Below are 20036 nucleotides of genomic sequence, written 5' to 3' on the forward strand. Positions count from 1 at the left end.
ATGGTTCGCAAGAACGAGAATTTGCATCTCGCCGTGCCGGAAACAGGGATGCGCTACATTGACGCGTACCTTGCACCTTTGCTGCCGATCCTGGCGCGGGAGGAAGTCACGGACCTGTTCGTCAACCGACCCGGCGAAGTGTGGGTCGAGACGATCGGCGGGGCCATGGAGAGGCACGACGTGCCGGAAATCGACGAGCCCCGGCTCTGGCAGCTCGCCCGGCAGATCGCCAGCCTGAGTCATCAGGGGATCAGCCGGGAACATCCACTGCTTGCCGCGACCTTGCCCGATGGTGCCCGTGTCCAGATTGTTGCGCCGCCAGCCACAAGAGGCGCGTTGGCATTGGCGATCCGCAAGCATGTCGTGCCTGATCTGACCCTCGACGATTTCCTCGGCCAGGGCGCTTTCGACTGCACCCGGTTTTCGCGCGGAAAAACGGATCTGCGCGCCGTCGATGCCCCGGCGGGTAGCGGACCGGTTGAATTGGCAGCTTTCCTTGGCGATCTGGTCCGCACCCGGCGCAATATCATGATCTCCGGTGGTACTTCGACCGGCAAGACAACCTTCCTCAACGCCCTGCTCAAGGAAATCCCAGAGGCCGAGCGTTTGATCCTGATCGAGGACACCCCTGAAGTTCAGTTGAGCCATGCCAATTCTGTTTCGCTTCTGGCGGTCAAGGGAGAATTGGGAGAGGCGCGTGTGGCGGCAGACGATCTGTTGCAGGCTGCATTGCGGATGCGCCCGGACCGGGTCATCCTTGGCGAGCTTCGCGGCAGCGAGGCCTATACTTTCCTGCGGGCAATCAATACGGGCCACCCCGGCTCGCTCACCACGATTCATGCAGACAGTCCTGAAGGCGCTCTCGAACAACTGGCGCTGATCATCCTGCAATCGGGCACCCAGCTTCGCCACGAGGACATCATGCGTTACGCCTGCGGCGTGATCGATGCCGTCGTCCAGCTTGAGCGATGCAACGGCAAGCGGCAAGTTGCCCGGATCATGATGACGCAAGGGGTGGGGCGCTGATCGCGCCAATCAGCGGGGGATAACCGGAGGCGAAAAGGGGAGCCTGGTTTGTCCATTCGGCAAAGCCACCTAGAAAGTTGCTTGGATCACTGTTTGCCCTAACATCCGCTGATCGGAGCTGGCCAATGACCGAGATCGCTTCGCCTGAAAAAGCCAGCGTCGGGGAGACATTGCTGGCAGAGCCAGTCAGCCCAGCAGAGCAGTCCGCCGCAGCGCCCAGTCCGATTGCCTATGCACTTGCTGCGACCGGCACCCTAGCGCTTGAGGCGTGTGGCGGGGCTTCGGGCGGATCGACGCCAACACCGGCACCTACGCCCGCTCCCCCGCCAGTTGTTCCGATGAGTTCGGCACAGGCATCGCGCTTTCTGTCGCAGGCAGCGATCGGTTATTCGCGGGCTGACATATCCAGCGTCGTCGCCTCTGGCGCGACGGGGTGGATAAACAACCAGTTTTCGATAGCCCGGCCGCAGAGGTTCTGGGACTTTCTGGTCGCCAATGGCTACAACGCGGCGGCCAATATGAATACCGTCGCCGGCTTCGATCCGATGATGTGGTCGCAGTTGATGGGCAGCGCCGATCTGCTGCGCCAGCGTGTCGGTATGGCCCTGCTTGATCAATGGGTGGTGGGGATTGATGGCTTTGGCGGCTCATGGCGGGCCTTTGCCATGGCCGCCTATCTGGACATCCTCTGGGACAATGCCTTCGGTAACTATCGCGACATCATGGAGGGGGTTTCCACCAATGCGGCGATGGGGCTCTTTCTGACGTTCCTCGGCAACGCGCGGGCCAATACAACCTCAGGTTCGATTCCCGACGAAAACTATGCCCGCGAGCTGATGCAGCTGTTCACCATCGGTCTCTACAATCTCAACATGGACGGTACACTGGTGCTTTCCGGCGGCAATCCGGTTCCAAGCTACACGCAGGCCGATGTTTCGCAGGCGGCGCGGGTCTGGACGGGTTATACCTATGCTGCCGGAGGCGGAGCTACGCCCGACCGGCTGCAACTGCCGATGATCATCAACGCCGCCACGCACGAAACCGGGGCGACCGCGTTTCTCGGCATCTCGATCCCCGCCGGAACCGACGGCGCAACCGCGCGCAGGCTGGTGCTCGACGGGCTGTTCAATCACGCCAATGTGCCGCCATTCGTCAGCAAGCAGCTGATCCAGCATCTGGTCACCAGCAATCCTTCGCCGGCCTATGTCGGCCGCGTTGCCGCGGTCTTCGCCAACAATGGCAGCGGCGTGCGCGGTGACATGAAATCGGTCATCCGCGCGATTCTGACGGACAGCGAAGCGCGCGACGACAGTCAGGAAAGTTCCGCCACTTTCGGCAAGCTGCGCGAACCGGTGGTGCGACTGGTGCAGTGGGCGAAGGCCTTTGGCGTTACCTCGCCGACAAACCTCTGGCCATTCGGCAATACGTCATCGAGCGCGAACCGCATTGCCCAGGGGCCAGGCCGGGCACCCAGCGTGTTCAACTGGTTCCGCCCGGGTTACACGCCGCCCGGCACCACGATCGCCAGCAAGGGGCTGGTCGCGCCCGAATTCCAGATCACCAGCGAACCCTCGGTGATCGCTTACGTCAACTACATGCAGTCGTTGATCGTCAACGGTGCGGGTGAAGCCCGGCCTGACTATTCTTCGCTGACCACTCTGGCGACAGATAGCGCGGCGTTGCTCGCCGAACTCAATCTGCTGCTCGCCGCGAACCAGATCAGCGCTGCAACCATTGCACAGATGAAAACCGCGCTCGATACGATTTCTATAGCGACCAATGCCGGCATCCTGAACCGCATTCAGGCGGCAATCGTGCTGGTCATGGCCTCGCCCGAATATCTCGTACTGCGCTGAGGGAGGAAGAAGCATGACGATGGACGCCTCCCGCCGCGCCTTTCTCAAGCGGGCTTCCGCGCTCTCTATTGCCGGAACTGCAACGCCCTTCGTGATGAACCTCGCGGCGATCGGCGAAGCGGCTGCCGCGACGGCGTCCGATTACAAGGCGATGGTCTGCGTGTTCCTGTTCGGCGGCAACGACTATGCCAATACGCTGGTGCCCTATGACACCGCCCAATACGGGGTCTACAGCGCCCAGCGGGCCAACCTTGCCTATGCCCAGTCGGCGCTGGCAGGAACGCTGCTCAATCCGTCGATAGCCCTGCCCAATAACGCACAATACGCCCTCGCACCCCAACTCGCCAAGCTGCTGCCGATTTTCAACGCTGGCAAGATGGCCGTGATGCTGAACATCGGAACGCTCGTGCAACCGACGACCAAGGCGCAATATCAGGCAAACAGCGTGCCATTGCCGCCCAAGCTGCTTTCTCACAACGATCAGCAGAGCTACTGGCAGGCCTCGTCGCCCGAAGGCGCTGCATCCGGCTGGGGTGGGCGCATCGGCGATCTGCTGCAAGCGGGTAACGGCAATTCGGCATTGACCTGCATGAACGTCGCGGGAAATGCCGTGTACCTTACAGGCAGGCAGGCGGTACAGTATTCGGTAACCTCGAACGGCCCGATCGCGCTCAATGCCAGGAACAGCCTGCAAGGCTCGGCCGCTGCGGCCACTCTCTTGAAATCGCTGATCAGCTCATCGGGTGGATCCCACGATTTCGAACTGGCGCTGGGCAACGTCGGTTCGCGCGCGCTCAATCTCTACGATAGCCTCTCGGGCGCTCTTGCAGGCGCGCAGGTGACGAGCACCGTGTTCCCCGCCGCAGCGGATCCGCAAAGCTCGTTGGGCGCGCAGTTGCAGATGGTGGCGAAGCTCATTTCGGTGAGCAGTCAGCTGGGCATGAAGCGGCAAGTCTTCTTCGTCTCGACGGGGCGCTACGATACCCATGACGGGCTGGGCGCACTCCACCCAGTGCTCCTGGCCAACCTCGCCGATGCCCTTCGTGCGTTTTACGATACCACGGTGGAACTTGGCGTTTCATCGCAGGTGACCACATTCACCGCCTCTGATTTCGGTCGGGCGCTCACGGCCAACAACGACGGATCGGACCACGGCTGGGGCTCGATGCATTTCGCGCTCGGCGGAGCGGTCAATGGCGGGCGTTATTATGGCACGAACCCGATTTTGGCGAACAACGGGCCGAATGATATTGGCCAAGGGAGGCTGATCCCCACCATGGCGGTCGATCAATATGCTGCAACCCTGGCAAGCTGGTTCGGCGTCTCGGCATCGGACCTTTCAACTGTTGTGCCGAACATAAATAATTATTCGGGCAGTCCGCTCGGCATCAATCTTGGCTTCGTGTAACAGTGTGCCCGGGAGACCTTGCCCTGCATTTGCCGGCTTCGCTGCAAGGTGGTAAACTGCGCCAGCCAGTCTGGGGATGCAGAGACAATGACGAATGTCTATCCAGCTCTCACACGGGTTGCCTTGGCCGTCGGTCTGATTGCGGGTCTGCCGCAGGTTGCATCAGCGCAGTCGCTGGAAGACCTTGACCGGCTTGTCGCAGCCAGCATGAAACCCGCCGACGGGCTGGCGCTCGCCCGTTCGCAAAGTGCTGCCGGTGCCTGGCTCGATGCCCTGGCGACGCTGGAGCGGGTGCTTGCGGTTGACCCCAAGCACAAGCAGGTTCGGCTGGCCCATGCCGAGATCCTCTGCCGGATCGATGATCTTGAAGGCGCCTCGGTTGAGTTCGCGCGTCTCAAATCCCGGGATTACAAGAAATCCGAATGGTCCGCAGCAAACGCCCCGTGCAAGCCCGTCGGGGGAGGAGCAAAGTGATCGCGCCCCGCTTTGTCTTGCCGCTCGCAGCTGCATTCGTCCTTGCCGCCGGCCATGGTGCACTGGCCCAGAATGGTGCCATTGGGGTGGTCTCTTCGGTCGTCAAGGAGGTCAAGCTGAGCAATGCTCAGTCGCCCAAGGCGAAACAAGTGGCTGTGAAACAGCGGATTGCCCTGGGCGATCTCATCCAGACCGGCAAGGCCAGCCAGCTTCAGTTGCTGTTGCTCGACCGTTCATCCTTTTCGATCGGAGCCAGTGCCAGCTTGCGGATCGACCGCTTCGTCTATGATCCTGCGCGCGGCCGTAGCAGCGGGGCAACTGTGGCACGCGGGGCGTTCCGTTTCATGTCGGGGCAGCAGAACCGCGCCAACAGCGGATCGATCAACACACCCGTGGCAACGATTGGTATTCGCGGCACGATCATTGATGGCGTAGTCGGCGAAGCGGCGCGTGAAATTGCTAAAGGAGAAACCAGGGAAGTCAGGAACGCCAAGGCAGATGCCAAGACTGCCACACTGATCGTTCTGCGCGGACCGGGCAGTCGTACCGCGCCCGGTGCTGATGTGGGAGAGGCTGCTGTGGCTTCGAATGGCGTGAGTGTTGACCTTACCGAGCCAATGTCCGCTGTCTATGTGCCGCGCGCTGGGTCTGCTCCAATTGGGCCATTCCGTCTCTCGGGCGCCGGGTTGGCAAAACTCCAGGACCAGATTTTTCCGCGCCAGGCGGTCGGTGGCAATAGCGCCGCAGAGTCCATCCTTGGAGGCATCCTGAGCAATCTGCCTGGTATCATCGGCGGCGGGGGAAGCAGCGGTCGCGCCAATACGGGAACCACGGCGCCCGTTCCGACAAATCCGAACAACCCGGCGGGTAAGCCTCCCAGGCCCTGATCCGGCTACTTGGTGCGCGCTTCATAGACGCCGTCCCACCCGGCTTCAGGCGGGTTGGCAGACAGCGCTGTGATGCGCTCACCATAGAGTGCCACCAGCTGACCCAGCCCGAACGGTTCTGCACATCCGTCAAGCGCGGACAGTGCCAACCGGGCGGCCTCCCAATCGCGCGACCGATAGTCGCTCAGCAGGGCATCATGCGTCTCTCGCAGGCGCTTGTAACCGGCCGTCTCCGCCAATTTCTCATCACCCAGCAAGGCAAAGATCGTCTCGGGCCTGTCGCGCCCGACTACGCGCACGCGGTCAAGCTCCAGCACGGCGAAATCTGGCAGCTTGTCCCTGAGCGCGCTGCCGATGGCGATTGGCACGCCATAAAACTTGGTCAGTCCCTCGATGCGTGAAGTGAGATTCACCGTGTCGCCGATCAGCGAATAGGACAGTCGCTGCGCCGAGCCCATATTGCCAACGCAGCACAGTCCGCAATTCAGCCCGATGCCGATCTGCACCTGTCCCGGCCAGACAATTGCCGCATCACGTCCTTCGCCGCCATTGAGCGCCTCCAGCTTGCCCAGCATTGCCAGCGCTGCGCGGGCAGCATTGCGGTGCTGGTCGGGATCGTCGAGCGGGGCATTCCAGAAGGCCAGGATGGCATCGCCGATGAACTTGTCGATCGTCGCCTTGCGGCCCAGCAGAACATCACACAGCGGGGTGAGCAGCGCGATCAGGAAAGCGATCACCTGCTTGGGGGCGAGCTGTTCTGAAATGCGGGAAAAACTGCGAATGTCGGCGAACAGCACAGTCATTTCGCGCTCTTCGCCGCCAAGTTCAAGCCGATTAGGATCCGCGGCAATGCGCTTGACCAGTTCGGGCGAAAGGTATCGGTCGAAAGCGCTGTGGATATAGGCACGCTGGCGCTCCTCACGGTAAAACACCAGAGCGGTCTGCGTGCTGTAGACCAGCGCGAGGGCAAGCATCGGATAGACCGGATCCAGCAGATAGCCGCGTTGAACGAAGGCCAGCCAGCTTCCGGCGCCAACCAGGAAAATTCCGGCGACAACGAGCGTTGCCCCATATGCGGCCCCCAACCGGGGAAGCAGCAGCGCGAGCCCGAAACCCAGCACCAGAACGACTGCCATCTCAAGTCCGGCTGCCCAGTCAGGTCGCAACAGAAAGTGGCCAAGCACGATCTGCTCGGTCGCCTGCGCGTGGGCTATGACCCCCAACTCACGGTCCCGCAGCGGTGTCGCAACAAGGTCGCGCAGCCCGATCGATCCGGCACCGACAAAGACGATCCGCCCGGACACCGCCTGTTCGAGTTGCTCGCTCGTCATCGATCCGTCGAGGATTTTCCAGGCAGGGATCACCCGCGCAGGCGCAGGCAAGGTATGATGCAGCCAGAGTCCGCCGCTGGCCATGGTCGGAACTTCGAATGCGCCGACTTTTACGGCCACGACCTGTCCTCCGGCGCCTGCCGTCTCGCCGCTTGCGTCGCTGGTACGCACCTGGATCGATCCGGCGCCTTGCGCAACCCGCAGCGCTTCGAGCGAGAGCGAAGGCAGCAGCTTCTGTCCTTGCCGGGCAAGCAGGGGCACGCTGCGCAGGATGCCGTCACTATCTGACGCAAGGCTCAAGGATCCGGCCCCCGCCGCCGCTTCCGACAGCACAGGCAAGGGCGCGATGGCGGCGCGAAAATCGGGAACTGCGCTGGGCAGTGAACCGCCAACCGCGAAACCGGCCCTGGAGGGGGCCTCAGCCCCGCCGGGGGCATTGACCAGAAAATAGCCGAGAACTACCGGTGTTGCCTGAAAGCTCTTGGCCAATCGGGTGTCGTTATCGGGCAGCTTTCGCAAGGCACCAACCAGCGCTGCATCGACACCTTCACGCGCCAACTGGTCGGCAATGTGCGCTGGCGAGGTGCGATCGGGTTCGGAAAAGACGATGTCGTAGGCGACAACCGAGGCGCCCGCCTTGCCGAGCAGGTCGGTCAGCCGCGCGACAGTGTTTCGCGGCCAGGGCCACTGACCCAGCCGTTTGATGCTCTCATCGTCGATATCCACGACCCTTACCGGGACATCCTCATAGGCGCGCGGCGCGGCGCGCTGAAAACCGTCGAACAGCAACAGGCCCAAGCGGTCAATCGCCGGTAGATGAAGGACCTGCAACAGGGCAATGAGTGCTGCGACCAGCAATCCGGCGAGCATCGGCGTGCGATTGATGCCCGGGGCGAAACGGCGCCTCGCCATCAGTCCTGCGACCATGGAACGGCTGGCCAGCGTTGCCGCGGCACTGCAACTGAGGATGGGGCTACTGCCCTAGCCATGCTTCCCCCTTATTGCCCAGACAGCCGGGCCGCGCATTTAGAACCTAACAGCTTCGCAGTGGGGTTCAAAGTGTCGAAGGCCACGTCAGTGGGGCTTCCTTCACCTCGAGGAGAAGCAAACCGAACCGGCGGGCACAGCCGAGAGCGAAACCTTGCTGTACCGGGTAGGCTATGCCAGATTGAGGCGTGTTGGGGAGCCTCATGTCGATTGTTGAAAATTCCGACTATCCGCACATTGGCGCCATCGAATGAAGGCGGCGCGTCTTACCCTTTCGGGCAAGGGTCAGGCGCTGCGATGGTCGCTGGCCGCTCTGCTGCTTGGCCTTTTGGCGGCAGGAGGAGCGATTGCTGCCGGGCGCTATGAAGGCATAGCGAGTTGCGCCGGATCGACGTGTCATGGCCGCGCCGAAGGCAATGGCGCCGTGGTCCGGCAGGATGAGCTGCGATTATGGCAGGAGCCTTCGTCGCGTGGCGGTGCGCACTCACGGGCCTATGCCGGACTGACCTCCTTGCGCGGCCAGCGCATATCCAGCACGCTGGGGCTAGGCTCCGCCAGTTCTGCTCCCGCCTGCCTTGGCTGCCATTCCACCCCGGTGGGCGAACGGGGGGACCGATTTCAGATATCCGACGGTGTAAGCTGCGAATCCTGTCACGGTGCTTCGTCAGGCTGGATCGCCAGCCACTATGCGGTGGGTGCGAGTCATGCGGGGAATGTCTCGGCAGGGATGGTGCCGCTCGACAATCCGCAGGTGCGAGCTGGGGTCTGCCTTGATTGCCACCTTGGCAGCGGCAAGCCGGGGCAATTCGTCACTCACGCGATGATGGCGGCGGGCCATCCTCGCTTGTCCTTCGAGCTCGACCTGTTTTCCTCGTTGCAACAACACTGGGATGATGATGCCGACTACGCCGCTCGCAAACCGCGTATCGATTCTGTGCGTCTGTGGGCAGTGGGGCAGGCGGAAGCGGTGCAACGTTCGCTCACCCTGTTTGGCCGTGCCGACATTGCATCGAACGGGATTTTTCCTGAATTCACCTTTTACGATTGCCATTCCTGTCATCGCGCCATTGATGATAATCCGGCGCGCGGCCGCACTTTTGAACCCAATCCGGGCCGTCCGATCGAATTCGGCCAGCCACCGTGGAACGATGAGAACATCATCATGCTTTCAGCCGTGGCGCAGGTGCTGGCGCCTGCCGAGGCGGTCCGGTTCGATGTGGCGGCGCGCCGTTTCCACGCCGCCATGGGCAGCGGCCGGGCCGAAACGGCTGCTGCTGCCCAGCGCCTGAACGTCGCGGCAGGCGAGCTTGGCTCGGCCATGGCCCGCAGTCCGGGCGGTATCGACACGGCGTTCCGGGTGATCAGTGCAATCGGTGGGCGCGCCATCTCGCCGCGCTTCACCGACTATGCCGGATCGGCGCAGGCGGTCATGGCTGTCGATACGCTGCTTAATGCATTGGTCCGCGAGGGCCGCGTGACGGTGGGTGCAGCGGCAGGCATCCGTGCCAATATCAACCGCGCCTATGCCGCCGTCTCAAGCCCGAGGGATTACAACCCTGCGAGCTTCCGTGGCGCACTGGGACAGGCGCTTCGCAGCATCGAGGCGCTGCAATGAAGGCTGTTGCGGTCGCCTTGTCATTCCTGCTGGTGTTGAGCGCATGCGGTGGCAGTTCTGGCGGAAGTTCGGGCGGCGGCGGCGGCGGAACGCCCACGCCAACTCCCACGCCGCCACCGCCGCCTGCCGGGCTGGTCTATTCGGCTCCGGCCGCAGAATCGCTCTCGGTAGCTGATGTCCAGAAGGTGCTGGCACAGGCCGCCGCGCAGGCCCAGGCGGATGGCAAGCCGGCGGTTGTCGCGGTAACCGATCGGGTGGGCAATGTCCTCGCCGTGTTGCGGATGACGGGCGCTGCGGCAACGGTTGCAATTCCCAGGGCGAGCGATGGCTCGGCGCAGGATGCACAGGGACTCACCTTCCCGGCAGAGGCTGCGGCAATCGCCAAGGCCATCACCGGGGCCTACCTTTCGAGCGGCGGCAATGCTTTTTCCACCCGCACCGCCTCGATGATCGTGCAGCAACATTTCCCGCCCGCGCCATCGACCAGCGGACTTGAAAGCGGTCCGCTGTTTGGAGTGCAGTTCAGCCAGTTGCCCTGCTCCGATCTGGCAGCCCGGCTGGCACCCGGCCCGGCGGCGATGATCGGGCCAAAGCGTTCGCCGCTTGGGCTCTCGGCCGATCCGGGAGGCTTTCCGCTTTACAAGAACGGCGTTGTGGTCGGTGGCATCGGCGTGGCGTCCGACGGGGTCTATGGCTTCGATGCCAATGTCCTCGATATCGACAGCGATGGCGATGAACGGATCGGCCTTGCCGGAACCGTCGGTTTCGAAGCACCCGTGGCCGTGCGCGCCAACGGCATTTCGCTCGATGGAACGCTGCTGCGCTACACCGACGCCGACTATGCCGACCTTGCCGCGGTGTCTTCGGCCACCTATGCGGTCACAGTACCGGCGCTCGGAAATCTGGTGAGCGTGACCGGCTATTACAGCACCGCAAGCGTGCAGGCGGGCGCGGTCTATGGCAGCGAGGCATCGGGCCTGCGCCGCGCGACTTCAGCCGAGTTCACCAACGGCGATGCCTTTGTCCTGTCCGATGGATCGGGCAGCAACCGCTATCCATTGCGCGCGGGCAGCGATGCCGCCGAGGTTGGTACGGCCATCAGCGTGCTCGAGGCACAACGAATTCTTGAACAGGCCTTTGCCGTCATGTCGCGGGCGCGGGCGCAGATCCGCCGCCCGCTGGACAGTCTGGCGCAGGTGACGATCTCGCTGGTCGATACACGGGGGGTGCCGCTCGGCATCGTGCGTTCACCCGATGCGCCCGTGTTCGGGATTGATGTTTCGCTACAGAAGGCGCGTTCGGCGGCTTTCCTCAGCAATGCCAGTGCAGCGACCCAGCTGCTTGCCGATCCCAGCGCCGATGTTCGCAGCTTCGTCCCAGCAACACGCAGCTTTTTTGCCGATCCCGCAGCGCTGACCGGCAGAGTGGCGTTCTCCGATCGTGCCATCGGCAACCTTGCGCGGCCGTACTTCCCGGACGGTGAACTGGGCCGGCCCAATGGTCCCTTATCGCGTCCGATCGCCAAGTGGAGCCCGTTCTCCACCGGACTGCAATCGGCGCTCGTCTTGACGAACCTGGCCCAGCACCTCAATTTTCTCACCGGAGCAAGCCTGATCGATACGCCGGCACGGTGCAGCTTCATCCCCGAGGTGGCGGCAGGGCAAAACCGCTTGCAGAACGGCTTGCAGATATTTCCGGGAGCAGTGCCAATTTATCGCGGGTCAGTTCTGGTCGGCGCGATCGGGGTTTCGGGTGACGGGATCGATCAGGACGACATGATCGCCTTCCTTGGTCTTGCCAATGCCAGCGCCGCGCTGGGGACGCTGGGCAATGCGCCGCTCTCCGTGCGTGCCGATGCGACCACATTCGATCTCGGCAGCGGACGAACGACCCGGCTTCGCTATGTCATTTGCCCGTTCGCGCCCTTCGTCGGCAGCGATGGGCAGAACGTCTGCCAAGGACTGTAATGGGGGCCGGGGCGCTCCTTCTGCCGCTTCTGCTCGGACAAGCACAGGCCTCGCCAAGTCCTCCGCCGCTGCCACCCGATGAGGTTGTCCCGGTGGAAGTCGATCCCGGCGTGATCGAAGGCCGCCGCCGCCCGGGCTTCGAAACCGGCCTGCCGGACCGGATCTCGCAGGATAACCCTGGCGCGGTTCGCGCGCCGCCACCCGAAGCTTTCCCGACCGATCAATTTCCGCTGCCCGATCGCTGGCGGATCGTGACAGGGCTGTGTCCCGCGCCGGGGGCGAATCGCACCCTGGTCGATCTCTATCCCAACCTGAGCCATGTCTGCCATTCGCGGCGTGATCCGTTTCACCAGAACCTGCTTAAGGGTGACCTGCCGTTGGCCAGGGGCAAACGACCGGGTTTCCTCAAGGGAGATGACTGGTTCCTGACGCTGAACGCAGTCTCCGATACTGTGCTGGAGCCGCGCACCTTCCCGCTTCCCGGCGGCGTTCAGGCGAGCGAGCGCCCGGCGAGCCTTGACGTGTTTGGAAAGGACGCGAGCTATGTCTTTTCGCAGACGATCTTGCTGGGCGCGGCGCTGACCAAGGGCAACACCGCGTTCAAGCCGCCCGAGATCGAATACCGCGCCGCGCTCGCCTTCAACTTCAGCTACGTCGATGTCCCCGAACGCCGGGTGCTCAGCGTCGAGCCCAGCAAACCGAGCCACCGCGCCGATCACTTCATTGGCGTGCAGGAACTGTTCGTCGACTATCACCTGCGCAACGTGTCCGAACGCTATGACTTCGATTCGATCCGCGTGGGTATCCAGCCGTTCCAGGCCGACTTTCGCGGCTTCTTGTTCAACGACAATCAGCTGGGTGTCCGCCTGTTCGGCAACCGCGATGGCAACCGGTGGCAATACAATCTGGCCGCGTTCTGGCGGCTGGAGAAGGATACCAATTCGGGGCTCAACTCTGTTGTCCAACGCCCCCGTGACGATTGGCTGTTCATCGCCAATGTCTATCGCCAGGATTTTCCGCTGGTCGGGCTGACCAGCCAGATTACGGTCGCCTATAACCGCAACCGCGAAGGTGACGAGGTCGAGATCGACGACAACGGTTTTCCCGTCCGCCCGGCCTTGCTTGGCACCTTGCGCGGCCGCGATTACGATGTCGTCTATCTTGGCTACAGCGCCGATGGCCGGGTGGGCCGGCTGGGGTTGACGGCCTCGACCTATCTCGCGCTGGGGCAAGACCGGAACTCGTTCTTCACCGGCGAGTCCGCAAAAATCCGTGCAGGTTTTGCCGCTGCCGAACTGTCCTATGACAAGGACTGGATGCGCTTCCGGCTGTCGGGGCTCTACGCCAGTGGCGATGGCAATCCCCGTGACAACACCGAAGGCGGCTTCGATGCCATCTTCGAAAACCCCGTATTTGCCGGGGCCGATACCTCCTACTGGATCCGCCAGACCATTCCCTTCGCCGGTGGAGGCCGCGCTGTCGCGGTGAACGGGCGTAACGGCATTCTCAATTCGCTGCGCTCGTCGAAAGAGCAGGGGCAATCGAACTTCAACAATCCCGGCACGGTGCTTTTGGGCGCCGGCGGCGATTTCGATCTGCGCCCCACCCTGCGCCTTTCGGCCAATGCCAACCACCTGTGGTTCGCCAATACAGCGGTGCTGCAAGAGCTGCGCAACGAAGGCACGATCCCCGCAGACATCGGCTGGGACCTGTCGCTCTCGGCGGTCTGGCGACCGAAGGCGTCACAGAACATTGTCGCCCGCTTTTCGGCTGCCGCGCTGCTGCCGGGAAAGGGTTTCCAGGACCTGTTTGAGAACAGCCAGCGCCACCGCCGCTATTACTCGCTGCTGGCCAATGTGGTATTGGCCTTCTGATGCAGAAGGCGCGCACCCTGATGTTTTTCGCCGCGCTGGTCTCGGCGGGATGCCTGCTTTTGCGAGGGACAGGGCTGCTTGCCAGCGAAGGCGAAAAGCCGGTGATGCGCGACTATGCGCTGGTCAAGGCTGGATCGGCGCCGGACAAGCAGAGCATCGATGATGTGCTCGCCAAGACGGAGGGCTGTCAGTCCTGCCATGTTGCCACCGAAGCGCCGACAATGCACTACTCTCCCGCCGTGCGGCTGGGATGTACCGATTGCCATGGCGGTAATGCCGCGATCCGGGGCAATCCCGCGTCGCCGCGCGGCGATCCTAGCTATGCCGCCGCGCGTGACGCAGCCCATGTGCTGCCGCGCTATCCGGATAGCTGGCATTTCCCGTCATCGGCCAATCCCAAACGCAGCTACACGCTGCTCAACCGCGAGGCACCCGAGTTCATCCGCTTCATCAACCCCAGCGATTACCGCGTTGTGCGCGAGGCTTGCGGGGCCTGCCATGCAGCGACGATCGAGGCGGGGGAGCGGTCGCTGATGGCCAGCGGCGCAATGCTGTGGGGCGGGGCTGCCTACAATAACGGCATCGTGCCACTGAAGAATTACACCTTCGGCGAAGCCTATACCCGCGATGGCCAGCCCGCCAAGGTCGTTGCCCCCGGCAGCCCGCCGGGAACTGTTAGCAAGCGGCAGGCAGTGCGCGGCGCGCTCGCCGCGCTCTATCCGCTGCCGCGCTGGAACGTGGTGCCGCCCGGCGATGTGTTCCGCGTGTTCGAGGATGGCGGGCGGACCAACAGCAGCGCCTTTCCTGAGGTTGGCCTGCCCAATGCCAGCGGTCAGATCCAGCGGTTGGAGGAACCGGGCCGGCCCGATCTCAAGCAATCGAACCGCGGTCCCGGTACCGGACTTCGCGTGGCGATCCCGGTGCTCAACATCCACAAGACCCGGCTCAACGATCCCTTCATGTGGTTCATGGGCACCAACGATCAACCGGGGGACTATCGTCACTCGGGCTGCGCGGCCTGCCATGTGGTCTATGCCAATGACCGCGAACCGCGTCACAGCCTGACCTACGCCAAACATGGCCGCGACGGGCAAAGCGCCACGGTCGATCCCACCATCGCCGGCAAGCATGACGGGCATGGCACGCTGAAAGGCGATCATGGTGACGGGGCAGCATCAGGCAAAGTCGGCGCGAAGGAGAGCGGCCACCCTATCGGCCACGTGTTCACCCGCGCGATCCCGACGGCGCAGTGCATGTCCTGTCACATGCACCAGCCGAACGTTTTCGTGAATTCCTACCTTGGCTACACCATGTGGGATTACGAGGCCGATGCGCCCATGTTGTGGCCCGGGCCGGAAAATCGCACACCCCGTCCGCCGGGGATCACCGATGCCGATTACGAGCGGCTCTACAAGCGCCAACGCTACCCCAATGCCGCCGCGATCCGCGAAGCCAACGATCGCAATCCCGAAGGTGCGGCTGCGCGCGGGCTGTGGGGCGATGTGAATTTCCTGCGCAACGTTCATGATCTCAACCCGGCATTGAAGGACACGCAGTTCGCCGACTATCACGGTCACGGCTGGAACTTTCGCGGCGTGTTCAAGCGTGACCGCGACGGCAACCTGCTCGATGCTGCAGGCAAAGAGGTCGATCCGGGCGATCCGGAAAAATGGCGCAAGGGCGGTGAGGAGGCCTTTGTTCCGCCCGGTGTAAACCCCGGAAAATCGGTCCATCTGATGGATATTCATGCAGAAAAAGGCATGCAATGCGCCGATTGCCACTTCGCGCAGGACAGCCACGGCAACGGGCTGATCTATGGCGAGGTGGCCAATGCTGTGGAGATTGGCTGCAAGGACTGCCACGGCACCGCCGATACCTATCCCACGCTCATGACGTCCGGCCCCGCTGCTCCGCCAAAGGGCAACAACCTTGCGCTGCTGCGCAACCCCGACGGATTGCGGCGGTTCGAATGGGTTGAAAGCGACACCGGGCGGCGTACGCTGATCCAGCGCTCGATCGTCGATCCCAAGCTGTCATGGTCGGTGCGGCTGACCAAGGACAGCGTCGATCCCGCCAGCCCGTTCTTCAATTTCAAATCCGCACGCGCCAAGTTGATGAGCAGGTCCGGAGCGGAGGACGGCAAGTTCGGCTTCGGGCCGGGCGTTCCTGCCAAGGATCGGGCGCACAAGGATGAGGCCATGGCCTGCTTCACCTGCCATCTTTCGTGGACGACCAGTTGCGGCGGCTGTCACTTGCCGATCGAGGCCAACTGGAAGACCACTGAACATCACTTCTCGGGTGAGGAAACGCGCAATTTCGCCACCTACAATCCGCAGGTTGCGCGCGACGAAATGTTCCAGCTGGGCAAGCATCAGACCACCAAAGGCAATCAGGTCGCCCCGGTGCGATCGTCCTCGGCGCTTGTCCTGTCGTCAACCAACGCCAATCGCGAACGGATCTATATCCAGCAGCCACCGATCAGCGCGCCAGGGTTCTCGAGCCAGGCCTTCGCCCCTCATTTCCCGCATACGGTGCGGACTGCCGAGACCAAGGTTTGCAGCGATTGCCATGTCAGCGCGGACGAAGACAACAATGCCGTCATGGCGCAGACGCTGCTGCTCGGCACCAACTTCGTCAATTTCATGGGCCTCAACGCCTGGACCGGACTCGAGGGCGGGATCGAGGCAGTACGGGTAACCGAATGGGATGAACCGCAGGCGGTGATCGGTTCCTACCTGCAGCGCTATGCCTATCCCGATTACTGGCGCATGCACGTTGATCAGAACGGGCGCGAGTTGAAGAACTGGACGCGCGGCAAAGCCTTCGATGCAAAGCTTTCGGGCGAAACCCATCCGCTTGAGGAATTCCGCAACGTTACTCAGGGCACACCGGATCGCGTGGGCTGCCTGCAATTGCGCGGCGAGTTTCTGTTCGTCGCGCAGGGCAAGGGAGGCTTTCACGTCTATGATGTCGCGGCCGTGGCCAACAAGGGTTTTGCCGATCCGATTGTCTCGGCGCCTTTCGCGGGCGATGCCCATGTCGATAGCGCCAATGCCACCTGCATGGCGCTGCCAACCAACCAGCCGATCGCGCCCGAGCGCAACACGAAGCTGATGCGCGAGGCAAACCAGGAGCAGCCGTTCCTGCCGATCTACAACTACGCCGCGATCACCGACAGCGTCGAAGGGCTGATCCTGGTCAATATCAACACTTTCGCGGACGGCGAACTGCGCAACAACCGGCTGAAAAGATCGCTGACCTGGAACCCCGACGGCGTTCTGAATGGCGCACGGCATATCGTGCTCGCGGGCGAGGTTGCCTTTGTCATCGCTGACAAGGGCCTGATTGTCATCGACCTTGCAGACCCGATGCATCCAAAGGTTTCCGCCATGCGTGAGCTTGACGATGCACGGGCGAGCTCGGTCCAGTTCCGATACCTGTGGGTGACCGATGGCGAGGGACTCAAGCTGTTCGACGTCACCGACCTGCGCAATCCGGTCGCGGTACCCGAAGCGGCCGTGGCATTGGCTGATGCCCGGCGGGTCTATCTCGCCCGGACCTATGCCTATGTGGCTGCCGGGAAGGACGGTCTGGTGATCGTTGACGTCAAGCGCCCCCGCAGTCCGCAGGTCTATCTGAGGGAAACCTTCGGGGGCGCGATGAACGATGCCGGGGATGTGGTTGTTGCATCGACCAACGCCTCGCTGTTCGCCTATGTCGCCGATGGCCGTAATGGGCTCAAGGTTCTGCAACTGACCTCGCCCGAGAGCCAGCCGAATTTCTATGGCTTCTCGCCAGCGCCCAAGCCCGAACTGATCGCCTGGGCCCGCACGCCAACACCGGCAATTGCACTGTCCAAACCGCTTGACCGAGACCGCGCGGTTGATGAAACCGGCGGGCAGATCGCGGTGTTCGGACGACTGGGTTCGCGCCCGTTCAATCGCTCCGAAATGGAGCGGCTGTTCCTCAATCGGAGCGGATTTCCCTACAAGGTCCGCGATGAGGGGGACATGACCGACTGGCGCGAGGCACGTTAGAAGGAGCGCTCGCGCTCGTTCTGCAAGACGGTTTCCTGCATCGCCCCATCGAAACTGGCGAGGGTTGGCCATGGCCTGTCCGGCAGCACTGCACCAAAGTGCGACACCAGCCCTGCTGCGTCCCAGCGGTGGAGCGCATAACCCGCAGGTTCGTCCGCTACCATCGCCCTGCCGTCAGGATGCCGCGCATCGATGGCGCGTAGATCAAGCGAAACCGCCGGAGCGCAGGAAGGGCAGACGGAAACTGGCACGCCCGCAACCGTGGTGAAGATGGTGCGGTGCAGGTGTCCAGCCACAATGGCGCGCACTTGCGGCCTTCCGGCAATCGTTGCAGCGAAGCGTGCGACCCAAGGTTCGTCATCGCCACCATCCAGCCAATCGATCCCCGACCTGATCGGCGGATGATGCATGGCGATCAATACAGGCGTTTGCGGATCGGCGTCGAGGTGTTCGCCAAGCCATGCCGCGCGGGCTTCGCAGAAGGCTCCGGCGTGGCGGCCCGCTTCCACCGTGTCGAGCACGATGACCCGAAGTCCGGGAAGGTCCACCACGAATTGCACAAAGCCATCGCCGCCCGGCGTGTCCGGAAAAGCTGAAAGCATGGCCTCGCGCTGATCGTGGTTGCCGATCATCAGCCGCACCGGCAGGTCATATCCGGCAAGCACCTCGGCCAGTCGCGCATAGTCTGCTGCATGGCCTCGCGCAGTGAGATCGCCGGTCAGCAGCACCAGATCGGGGCGATCGGGGCCGCGGGCCAGCTGGTCCAGCACCGCGCGCAGGCGGCGCACGTTGTCTTCGTCGGGATCGGATGGATCGAAGCCGATATGGCAATCGGTGATCTGGGCGATCAGCAGCGCTGCCCTGTTCATTGCCGCCTCCTCGGCGCCAGCCCGCGAGGGGCCTGCACGGTCGAATGATAATCGTGACACATGGCGCAGCCCGACGAAACCTTGCCGCGCGGGGCGTCCTCACCAAGGTGGCAAGTGCGGCAAGTGCCCAGGTCAGGGATCAACACATCGGCAGAACTGCCGGATTTCCCGGCCTTGTGACAGCTCGCGCATTTCTCCTGCTTGTGCGCGGCGTGCGTGAACCAGCCATGCTGGAAATAACGGCTGACCTGGGTGACGGGCACCACCGAGAAGCGCCCGCCGGAAATTGCCGGGCTGTGGCATTCTCCGCATATGCCATCGCGCGAAAGCGCCTGTCCGACCGCACCGATGCTGCTGGACGGTGCAGCAAAGCGGGCGAAATAGGTGCCGCCGCTGGAAAATTCTCCCGGCCGCCGTCTGCCGGAGACCACTGGAGCGGCCCTTTGCGGGGCGACCGACAGATCGGCGATCATCTGGTCAACATCGCCGTGCCGGAGGCGGCGGAAAGTGCTGCCTACCCGGTCATAGGCCAAGCTGTGACAGCTTTCACAATCTCGCTCCATGTTGATCGGCAGGAAGCGGATACCGTCACCCGTCGGGCGGTGGCACGAAGCGCAATCGAGCGCGGACCCTTTGCCCAGCCGCCGAGCCATTTGCGCCGCGCCACCGCGCGTGGAGAGGTGAAGATCGTGCGGAAAGGTGAGGCCGCTGGCCTCACGTGGATTGGCCGCAAGCGACACGCGGGTGAGTTTTTCGTTTCCGAGGGTCAGCGGCAGGACGGCACGGAACTGCGGGTGGAGCTTGCCGAAGTCTTCGGCATTGCCAATGGCGGTGTCCGGCAGGCGATCTTTGATCGCGCCATGGCAATCGGCACAGAAGGCTTGCGCCGGTGCGGGCATGCGGGCTGCGCCTTCGTGTTCGGTGTGGCAATCGCTGCAGGCGCCGGGGCCAGGTTTGCCGAACATGTGGGCGATCTGCCACTGCAAGCGGTCACCCGCAGTGCCCGGTCCGCGCGCAGAGGCGAGCCGGGCCGGCGCGGCGTGATCGTGCGTGGTCTTGTGGCACGTGAGGCAGGTTTCGTCGCGCACCGCCTCGAACGGTTTGACATGGCAGGCCTCGCACTTGGCCTCGAGCTGGTGATGGGCAAGGCTGAGAGGGCCAGGGCTCCAGGCGGCGTCACCGGTAACTCTCTGGTCGGCTGAAGGGTCGCGGGTCAGCGAACTGGTGATCGGCACGGCAAGAAAACCGATCAGTACCGCCATGGCCAGCAGCCATGACATCAGCCGCTTGCCCGGCAGCTTTGCGGCGAGCGAGAATGTGCTTCGTTCGCCAACATCCGCATCCGCATCGGCGATCTGGCTGACCGTGAGCAGAACGGCACCATCATGATCGCGCGATACCAGCACGCGGTGCCTGCCGAAGCGCAGCTCCCCGCCTGTTTCCGGATCAATCGCGGCACTGCGGACCTGTTTGCCATCATAGGCGAATGCCAGCGTGCCCGCCGACGTGACGGCAATTCCACCGCCATCGGCCGCAGCAATCGTCGCGTGGTGCGGATCAAGCGCGAGGTCGGGCAGGTGCAGCGTGCAATCCGCCGAACGGCCGAGTGTCAGGGAATCACCCGGGAGGTCGCGCAGGCGCACGATCTCGCGTCCCTGCGCGGTTGTCTCGACGGTCTTCAGCCGGAAGGACATGCCCCGCGTCG

Annotated in this window: 12 protein-coding genes; 9 read left to right on the top strand and 3 right to left on the bottom strand. The window is 63.2% G+C overall.

Annotated elements, in window-relative coordinates:
* The 5 genes from virB11 to WG900_RS19380 all read left to right on the top strand — a co-directional run bounded on the left by virB11 (window position 1) and on the right by WG900_RS19380 (window position 5651).
* Entirely contained in the window at window positions 1–1026 is a 1026-nt protein-coding gene (virB11, locus tag WG900_RS19360; protein ID WP_339969902.1) for a P-type DNA transfer ATPase VirB11, read from the top strand.
* A gap of 125 nt (window positions 1027–1151) precedes the next feature.
* Window positions 1152–2882 (top strand): DUF1800 domain-containing protein, encoded by a 1731-nt coding sequence (locus WG900_RS19365; RefSeq protein ID WP_339969904.1) that lies wholly within the window; start codon window positions 1152–1154, stop codon window positions 2880–2882.
* Window positions 2883–2895: 13 nt separating this feature from the next.
* On the top strand, window positions 2896–4290 hold the full coding sequence (locus tag WG900_RS19370) for a DUF1501 domain-containing protein (RefSeq protein WP_339969906.1): 1395 nt from the start codon (window positions 2896–2898) through the stop codon (window positions 4288–4290).
* A gap of 87 nt (window positions 4291–4377) precedes the next feature.
* Window positions 4378–4764 (top strand): tetratricopeptide repeat protein, encoded by a 387-nt coding sequence (locus WG900_RS19375; protein ID WP_339969908.1) that lies wholly within the window; start codon window positions 4378–4380, stop codon window positions 4762–4764.
* On the top strand, window positions 4761–5651 hold the full coding sequence (locus WG900_RS19380; protein WP_339969909.1) for a FecR family protein: 891 nt from the start codon (window positions 4761–4763) through the stop codon (window positions 5649–5651). Before WG900_RS19375 ends, WG900_RS19380 begins: the two co-directional genes overlap by 4 nt.
* A 5-nt stretch (window positions 5652–5656) precedes the next feature.
* Here WG900_RS19380 and WG900_RS19385 read toward each other — a convergent pair whose 3' ends face one another.
* Window positions 5657–7909, bottom strand: a complete 2253-nt coding sequence (locus WG900_RS19385; RefSeq protein WP_339969911.1) for a CHASE2 domain-containing protein — start codon at window positions 7907–7909, stop codon at window positions 5657–5659.
* A gap of 310 nt (window positions 7910–8219) precedes the next feature.
* Between WG900_RS19385 and WG900_RS19390 the strand changes: the two genes are divergently transcribed.
* Genes WG900_RS19390 through WG900_RS19405 form a run of 4 tightly spaced genes read left to right on the top strand, consistent with a single transcriptional unit; the run spans window position 8220 to window position 17462 of the window.
* On the top strand, window positions 8220–9584 hold the full coding sequence (locus WG900_RS19390; RefSeq protein ID WP_339969913.1) for a multiheme c-type cytochrome: 1365 nt from the start codon (window positions 8220–8222) through the stop codon (window positions 9582–9584).
* A complete protein-coding gene (locus tag WG900_RS19395; RefSeq protein ID WP_339969915.1) occupies window positions 9581–11551 on the top strand; it encodes a heme-binding protein in 1971 nt (656 codons plus the stop codon). The genes WG900_RS19390 and WG900_RS19395 overlap by 4 nt, the downstream gene beginning before the upstream one ends.
* Window positions 11551–13425, top strand: a complete 1875-nt coding sequence (locus tag WG900_RS19400; protein WP_339969917.1) for a hypothetical protein — start codon at window positions 11551–11553, stop codon at window positions 13423–13425. The genes WG900_RS19395 and WG900_RS19400 overlap by 1 nt, the downstream gene beginning before the upstream one ends.
* Complete coding sequence (locus tag WG900_RS19405) at window positions 13425–17462, top strand: hypothetical protein (protein ID WP_417598614.1); 4038 nt, start codon at window positions 13425–13427, stop codon at window positions 17460–17462. The genes WG900_RS19400 and WG900_RS19405 overlap by 1 nt, the downstream gene beginning before the upstream one ends.
* Here the strand turns inward: WG900_RS19405 and WG900_RS19410 are convergent.
* Both WG900_RS19410 and WG900_RS19415 read right to left on the bottom strand, forming a co-directional pair.
* Complete coding sequence (locus WG900_RS19410; protein ID WP_339969919.1) at window positions 17459–18331, bottom strand: phosphodiesterase; 873 nt, start codon at window positions 18329–18331, stop codon at window positions 17459–17461. The two genes, WG900_RS19405 and WG900_RS19410, sit on opposite strands and share 4 nt — an antisense overlap.
* Window positions 18328–20025, bottom strand: a complete 1698-nt coding sequence (locus WG900_RS19415) for a cytochrome c3 family protein (protein WP_339969921.1) — start codon at window positions 20023–20025, stop codon at window positions 18328–18330. The genes WG900_RS19410 and WG900_RS19415 overlap by 4 nt, the downstream gene beginning before the upstream one ends.
* Window positions 20026–20036 lie beyond the last annotated feature (11 nt).

Source organism: Novosphingobium aquae, from assembly GCF_037572715.1.
Taxonomy (GTDB): Bacteria; Pseudomonadota; Alphaproteobacteria; order Sphingomonadales; family Sphingomonadaceae; genus Novosphingobium; species Novosphingobium aquae.

Bases quoted from the DNA above. Each gene is read 5' to 3' on its own strand.
- virB11 (WP_339969902.1), top strand. From the start codon at position 1: ATGGTTCGCAAGAACGAGAATTTGCATCTCGCCGTGCCGGAAACAGGG.
- WG900_RS19365 (WP_339969904.1), top strand. From the start codon at position 1,152: ATGACCGAGATCGCTTCGCCTGAAAAAGCCAGCGTCGGGGAGACATTG.
- WG900_RS19370 (WP_339969906.1), top strand. From the start codon at position 2,896: ATGACGATGGACGCCTCCCGCCGCGCCTTTCTCAAGCGGGCTTCCGCG.
- WG900_RS19375 (WP_339969908.1), top strand. From the start codon at position 4,378: ATGACGAATGTCTATCCAGCTCTCACACGGGTTGCCTTGGCCGTCGGT.
- WG900_RS19385 (WP_339969911.1), bottom strand. From the start codon at position 7,909: ATGGTCGCAGGACTGATGGCGAGGCGCCGTTTCGCCCCGGGCATCAAT.
- WG900_RS19390 (WP_339969913.1), top strand. From the start codon at position 8,220: ATGAAGGCGGCGCGTCTTACCCTTTCGGGCAAGGGTCAGGCGCTGCGA.
- WG900_RS19395 (WP_339969915.1), top strand. From the start codon at position 9,581: ATGAAGGCTGTTGCGGTCGCCTTGTCATTCCTGCTGGTGTTGAGCGCA.
- WG900_RS19400 (WP_339969917.1), top strand. From the start codon at position 11,551: ATGGGGGCCGGGGCGCTCCTTCTGCCGCTTCTGCTCGGACAAGCACAG.
- WG900_RS19405 (WP_417598614.1), top strand. From the start codon at position 13,425: ATGCAGAAGGCGCGCACCCTGATGTTTTTCGCCGCGCTGGTCTCGGCG.
- WG900_RS19410 (WP_339969919.1), bottom strand. From the start codon at position 18,331: ATGAACAGGGCAGCGCTGCTGATCGCCCAGATCACCGATTGCCATATC.
- WG900_RS19415 (WP_339969921.1), bottom strand. From the start codon at position 20,025: ATGTCCTTCCGGCTGAAGACCGTCGAGACAACCGCGCAGGGACGCGAG.